6 protein-coding genes are annotated in these 6,257 nt (G+C 42.3%); 5 read left to right on the forward strand and 1 reads right to left on the reverse strand.

From position 1 onward, the window contains the following. The 3 genes from tilS to ABZD21_RS13250 all read left to right on the forward strand — a co-directional run bounded on the left by tilS (nt 1) and on the right by ABZD21_RS13250 (nt 3,293). On the forward strand, nt 1–1,323 hold the full coding sequence (gene tilS / locus ABZD21_RS13240) for a tRNA lysidine(34) synthetase TilS (protein WP_372775510.1): 1,323 nt from the start codon (nt 1–3) through the stop codon (nt 1,321–1,323). Between the two features lie 222 nt (nt 1,324–1,545). Next, nucleotides 1,546–2,715 (forward strand): hypothetical protein, encoded by a 1,170-nt coding sequence (locus ABZD21_RS13245; RefSeq protein WP_372775511.1) that lies wholly within the window; start codon nt 1,546–1,548, stop codon nt 2,713–2,715. Between the two features lie 62 nt (nt 2,716–2,777). Then, a complete protein-coding gene (locus ABZD21_RS13250; RefSeq protein WP_372775512.1) occupies nt 2,778–3,293 on the forward strand; it encodes an FMN-binding protein in 516 nt (171 codons plus the stop codon). Nucleotides 3,294–3,295: 2 nt separating this feature from the next. Here ABZD21_RS13250 and ABZD21_RS13255 read toward each other — a convergent pair whose 3' ends face one another. Then, nucleotides 3,296–5,164, reverse strand: a complete 1,869-nt coding sequence (locus ABZD21_RS13255) for an ABC-F family ATP-binding cassette domain-containing protein (protein WP_372775513.1) — start codon at nt 5,162–5,164, stop codon at nt 3,296–3,298. Between the two features lie 81 nt (nt 5,165–5,245). Between ABZD21_RS13255 and nth the strand changes: the two genes are divergently transcribed. Together nth and ABZD21_RS13265 are read left to right on the forward strand one after the other, a co-directional pair. Continuing rightward, nucleotides 5,246–5,914, forward strand: a complete 669-nt coding sequence (gene nth / locus ABZD21_RS13260; protein ID WP_372775514.1) for an endonuclease III — start codon at nt 5,246–5,248, stop codon at nt 5,912–5,914. A gap of 142 nt (nt 5,915–6,056) precedes the next feature. Beyond that, entirely contained in the window at nt 6,057–6,227 is a 171-nt protein-coding gene (locus tag ABZD21_RS13265) for a DUF362 domain-containing protein (protein ID WP_107823877.1), read from the forward strand. The last annotated feature ends 30 nt before the right edge of the window (nt 6,228–6,257 follow it).

Below are 6,257 nucleotides of genomic sequence, written 5' to 3' on the forward strand. Positions count from 1 at the left end.
ATGCTCAAAGCCTTCCAAACCTATATTCAGGATGAAAATCTTTTCTCCGAAACCGACAAACTGGTGCTCGCAGTTAGTGGTGGTGCTGATTCGATGGTGATGTTGAAGCTTTTTCAGCAATCGAACTATGAATATTGTGTTGCCCATTGCAATTTTAAATTGCGGGGTGCTGAATCGGACGGTGAGGAGGTTTTCATTCGGGATTATTGTGGCGAACAGGGGATTGAGTTATTCGTCGAGCAATTTGATACCCGAGAATATGCCCATTTGGAAGGAATTTCGGTTGAAATGGCTGCACGGGATTTGCGATACAGCTGGTTCGAGAAGATCAGAAAACAATTGAAATATGATTTTCTGGCAACTGCTCATCATCGCGATGATTTGATTGAAACGATGTTGATCAACCTCAGCCGGGGAACAGGTATTCGGGGCCTGAGCGGCATTCAGTCTAAAAATGGTGCGATTGTTCGTCCGTTGCTATTTGCCTCGCGCGACGAAATTGTAGCTTATGCTGAAGCGAACAATTTACCTTATAAGCACGATTCGAGTAATGACGAACTCATCTATCAGAGAAATATCGTTCGCCACCAAATTATCCCTTTGTTTGAGTCCATCAATCCGGCATTTCGGAAGAATGCCGCGAAAACGGCCGTATTTTTAAAAGACACTGTTCGTGTTTATCAGCAGAAGATAGCCGAAATGATCAGCGGGTTGAAGACGGTAGACCAAGGAATAATCCGCCTGAACATTGAGAAGCTGAAAGCGCTTCAACCGCAACACACCTTGTTGTTCGAGTTTTTACATCCTTATGGTTTTAATGGCGAACAAGTGGGCGAGATTATCGACTCGATGAACACGGAGGCTGGCAAAAGTTTTTTCAGTAAAACGCACCGACTGGTAAAAGACCGTCAAGAGTTGCTGTTGACAGAATTGGTGGATTTAGTAGAGCAACGTTACTACATTGACGAAAATTGCCGGACAGTATCTGAGCCTGTATGCCTAAATCTGGAGACAATCGCCAATAGCCCGGCATTTCGGTTTTCAACAAATCCGATGGTTGCCGATCTCGATTATTCGAAGCTTCAGTTTCCACTAATTCTGAAGCGATGGGAGCAAGGTGAATACTTTGTACCTCTGGGAATGAGCGGGATGAAGAAACTCAGCGATTTCTTTATCGATGAAAAATTATCGATCCCCGAGAAAGAATCCACCTGGATTCTTTATAGCGGCAAAAAAGTGGTGTGGATCCTTGGACGCCGAATTGATGATCGGTTTAAGATCACCCAGCAAACCCAACAAATCCTGCGAATTTCGCTAGGGTGAAAGTTGCTATTTAACGGTTTCCAGCTGCCGCTATGCATCTTTCCAGTTGGCTGTAAAATCATTGAAATGGATTGGCTGAATCCGATTAATCTGCTTTAGTCCCCCCGAATAGTGATTCTAGCTGTATAGTGATTGGTTAATGGAGGCAAATATCCCAATTAATTGGGATTGTTGAGAGGTGAAACTGAGCCTAAATTTGCTGCCTATTAATCTAATCTCTCTATGAAAATGATAATTAAAAGTTTTGGGGCCCTGTTGGCCGTTATGATGATTGCTGGTTTGTCTTTTGCACAAAATACAGCAGATGTTTTGCTTGATTCGAATCAAAAGCTGACAATTGGCGGGTATGCACAGATCGATTATAATCAGGAATTTTCCTCTGATACCCGTTCAAACGGTAATTTAGATGTTCATCGGATGGTATTGATGTTCGGTTACCGTTTCAATGAAAAGGCTCAATTTATTGCCGAAGTAGAATATGAGCATGTGAAGGAAGTTTATGTTGAGCAGGCTTTCTTAAATTACAGAATTAATGATTGGTTGAGTTTCAGAGGAGGATTGTTGCTGATTCCTATGGGGATTATCAACGAGTATCATGAGCCAACCACTTATAATGGTGTTGAGCGCCCAAATCTCGACAGCAATATTAGCCCAACAACCTGGCGCGAGATCGGAGCGGGATTCAATGGTCGGCTTAATGATTTGAATTTGAAATATCAGGTATATGTCGTAAACGGATTTAACGGCTATAGCGGGTCTGGTACATTGAAAGGAAGTAACGGTTTTCGTTCGGGACGTCAAAAAGGAGCCGAGTCGTTTATGTCGAGTCCAAACCTAGCTGCAAAGGTGGATTATTATGGTGTCCCCGGACTTAAACTGGGATTAAGCGGATATTTCGGAAACACGCAGTCGAGCCTTTACGATGGAATGGATAAAAGTGATAATCTGGCCGAAGCACAAGCAGATTCTTCGGTCGTTGGAATCAGTATGGTTGGTGTTGATGCAGCATATTCGTTAAAAGGTTTGGTTTTGAAAGGACAACTGTATCACGCATCGATTAGCAATTCTGATGAGTATAATGCTTTTACCGGTAAAGATCTGGGAAGCGCGATGTTTGGATATTATTTAGAAGCCGGTTACGATCTTCTAAATGCAAAGCAAACAGATCAGAAATTGATTCCTTTTGTTCGCTATGAGCAATACAATACACATCAAAAGACAGACGGGATTACCCGGAACTTAGCCTATGATCGTGCGGATGTTACGGCAGGTGTGGGTTATTGGTTAACTTCAGGGGCTGTATTGAAAGCCGATATGCAGTGGATGAAAAACGAGTCATCGGGAAGCTCTACAACAAAACAATTCAATCTTGGTATCGGAGTTTGGTTTTAAGTCGATGTGATACCTTACAACGCAGCATTTACACAACGAATCAAATTTTTATCAAACTTTAGATGAAGCAAAAAATTTACATAGCAACATTGATAACACTTCTTTTTACATGCCAATTGGATCTTTTCGGACTCGACTCCGGAAAGATCCTCAAGGTTTTAGTGAAAGAAATGAAAGTTTCCAAAGGAGATCTTGAATTGCAACTTTGCCAGCTAAATGATCAACTCAAAGATAAAGTCAATGCGATTTATCAAGTACGGATTAAAGGCGAGGATAAAGGTTACCTTATTGACGCAAACGGTATGGGAAGGTATGACGAATTTCGCTTTTTGGTATTGACGGATGTAAATAAATCGACAGAAATGGTGCGAGTAATCCATTATATTTCGGACCATGGGGGAGAAATTACCTCGAAAAAGTGGTTAAGCCAGTTTGATGGGTTTAAGGGTGGCGATCTTAAGTATGGTGAAGATATTCAAGCCATTTCGGGGGCAACGCTCTCTGCAAGTTCAATTACGAATCGGATTCAGGAAATCATAGTCCTATTGAAGCAAGCAGAAATGCAGGTTGCCCTCTGAGATTAAATTTTTTCACTGAGTTCGAGCCAGCGCAATTCTTTTTCATCCAATTCATCGGATAGGGAAGAGTATCGCTGGCTTTTTTCGAGCAATTCTTCCGGTGAAAGATCACCGGAATTCATTAGTTCTTCCAGTTCTGCTTTTTCATTTTCCAACTGTTCCAGATCTCCTTCCAGTTGTTCAAATTCACGTTTTTCGTTAAAGCTCAGCTTTTGCGTTTGCTTTCTTGGCTTTTCGGAAATCGGCTTTTGAATGCTGGCGGCTACTTCTGCTTTTTCCAGCTTTTCTTCTTCCTCTACACTATTCCTGTAAATGGTATAGTTGCCCGGGAAATCCTTTATTTTTCCATCACCTTCGAACACAAACAGATGGTCGACTATCTTATCCATGAAGTAGCGGTCGTGGGATACCACGATAACACAACCGTCGTAAGCCGCCAAATAATCTTCCAAAACATTTAGCGTCATAATATCGAGGTCGTTGGTTGGCTCATCCAGAATTAAGAAGTTGGGGTTTTGCATCAAAATGGTACAAAGGTAAAGTCTTCGGCGTTCGCCGCCACTCAACTTTTCAATCAGTCCGTACTGACTTTCCGGCGGAAATAAAAATCGGGTTAAAAGCTGAGTGGCAGTCATTTTTGTGCCATCTTCAAACTCAACAACTTCGGCAATGTTTTTTACGACATCAATTACCTTGTCCGATGATCTAAAGTTGATTCCATCCTGACGGTAATAACCAATTTTTATGGTTTGCCCCCAATCAATTGTCCCGGTGTCCGGAGATAGGCTTTGAGTGATGACATTAAGGAACGTAGATTTTCCGGTTCCGTTTTTCCCCACAATCCCAACTTTTTCAAAACGCGAAAATTTATAGGTGAAATCTTCAATTAACTTGAGCTCGCCATAGGCTTTCGATACATGCTCCAGTTCCAGAATTTTACTACCCATTCGCGATGAAGCGATGTTGAGCTCCAGATCGTCTTCGCGACGACGAAAGCCGGCCTTTTCTTTTAGGTCGTAGAAATTATCAACCCGATATTTGGCTTTGTGGCTCCTGGCTTTGGGCATCCGGCGCATCCATTCAAGCTCGGTACGTAATAAGTTTTGAGCCTTTTCGGTTGACGCTTGCTGTTGTTCAATCCGTTCCTGCCGTTTTTCCAGATAATAGCTGTAATTTCCCTTGTAGCTATATACCTGATTTTGGTCGATTTCAATGATTTCATTACAAACCCGATCCAGAAAATAGCGGTCGTGAGTGACCATAAATAGGGTGCAGTTTGTTTTTTCCAGATAGAGTTCCAGCCATTCAATCATCTCCAGATCAAGGTGGTTGGTTGGCTCGTCCAGCATCAGCAAATCCGGTTCGTTTACCAGAACATTGGCGAGTGCCAGTCGTTTTTGCTGCCCTCCGGAAAGTTGACCAACCAATTGGTCGAAGTTATCGATTTTCAACTGGCTAAGAATCTGCTTGACTTTTACTTCGAAATCCCAGGCATGCAGCTCGTCCATTTTTACAGAAAGATGCTCAATGGCTTTTTGATCGTTGTGCTTGAGTGCATTTTCAAATTCACGAACAACCTGCATGGCCGGATTGTCCGACTTCAGTGCTTGTTCCAGTACTGTCAAGCCCGGATTAAGTTCCGGATTTTGCCGAAGATAACCAATTTTAAGCCCTTTTGTGGCGGTGATTTTCCCGTTGTCAGCAGAATCATTTCCTGCTAAGATTTCCATCATGGTTGTTTTTCCTGCGCCATTTTTAGCAATCAGGGCAACTTTTTGGTCTTTAAAAATGGTAAAGGAAATATTCTCGAAAAGCATGGATTCAGCAAAACGCTTCGAGATTTGTTCAGCCTGTATATAAGGGATCATCATATCGTGTTTTGCGCAAAAATAGGAATAATTTGCATAGTTACCGGGATACCCTATTTTTGTTTCCTTTAGACATAGTCGAATATGCAAAAGAAGGAACGTTATCAAAAAGTGATTGACTGGTTTCAGAAAGAAATGCCGATTGCCGAAACCGAGTTAAACTACTCTAACCCATATGAATTGCTTGTCGCGGTAATTCTTTCGGCACAATGCACCGACAAACGGGTAAACCAGATTACGCCAGAGCTTTTTAAACGCTTTTCACGGCCAGAGCTTATGGCTGAGGTCGATTCGGCAGAAGTGTTCGATTATATCCGATCGTGCTCGTATCCGAATAACAAAGCGAAGCACCTTGTAGGAATGGCTAAGATGCTGGTGAATGACTTTAACGGTATCGTGCCTGATGATGTGCAGGAATTGCAGAAGCTGCCCGGAGTTGGACGTAAAACGGCAAATGTGATTGCATCTGTCGTGTATGAAAAGCCGGCTTTTGCGGTTGATACGCATGTGTTTAGGGTTTCGGCAAGAATTGGCTTAACAACAAACTCCAAAACACCACTGGATACCGAAAAGCAACTCATGAAGTATTTTCCGGCAGAGCTGGTTCCTTTGGCTCACCATTGGTTAATTCTTCACGGTCGTTATATTTGTCTGGCGCGTTCACCCAAATGCGGAAAATGTGGGTTGAAAGATTGCTGCCGATTCTACGAAAAGAACTTGAAAAATGAATCGAAAGCAGGGGCGGCAAGGTGATTGTAACCCCGAAATAGGGCTGATGTTAAGCCCATCTTAAGACTGCTTATTTGGACTGGTAAAAAATTAAAGGGTAGATGTTTGATTTTTTTGCAAAACTCGTACATTTGCTCGTAATCTTTAACTATAAAAAAGAAGTGTTATGGCTTATGTAATTTCAGATGAGTGCATCGCTTGCGGAACTTGTATCGATGAATGTCCAGTAGAAGCAATTTCAGAAGGAGATATCTACAAGATTGACGCAGATCTTTGTACTGATTGTGGCTCTTGCGCCGAAGTGTGCCCGGTTGATGCTATTTCAGTAGCAGAATAATATCGGACTGCATAAAAATTTCGCCTGCCA

The sequence above is a fragment of the Mangrovibacterium sp. genome, assembly GCF_041596335.1.
Classification (GTDB): Bacteria; Bacteroidota; Bacteroidia; order Bacteroidales; family Prolixibacteraceae; genus Mangrovibacterium.

Coding starts and splice junctions, on each gene's coding strand:
- tilS (WP_372775510.1), top strand. CDS start 1: ATGCTCAAAGCCTTCCAAACCTATATTCAGGATGAAAATCTTTTCTCC.
- ABZD21_RS13245 (WP_372775511.1), top strand. CDS start 1,546: ATGAAAATGATAATTAAAAGTTTTGGGGCCCTGTTGGCCGTTATGATG.
- ABZD21_RS13250 (WP_372775512.1), top strand. CDS start 2,778: ATGAAGCAAAAAATTTACATAGCAACATTGATAACACTTCTTTTTACA.
- ABZD21_RS13255 (WP_372775513.1), bottom strand. CDS start 5,164: ATGATGATCCCTTATATACAGGCTGAACAAATCTCGAAGCGTTTTGCT.
- nth (WP_372775514.1), top strand. CDS start 5,246: ATGCAAAAGAAGGAACGTTATCAAAAAGTGATTGACTGGTTTCAGAAA.
- ABZD21_RS13265 (WP_107823877.1), top strand. CDS start 6,057: ATGGCTTATGTAATTTCAGATGAGTGCATCGCTTGCGGAACTTGTATC.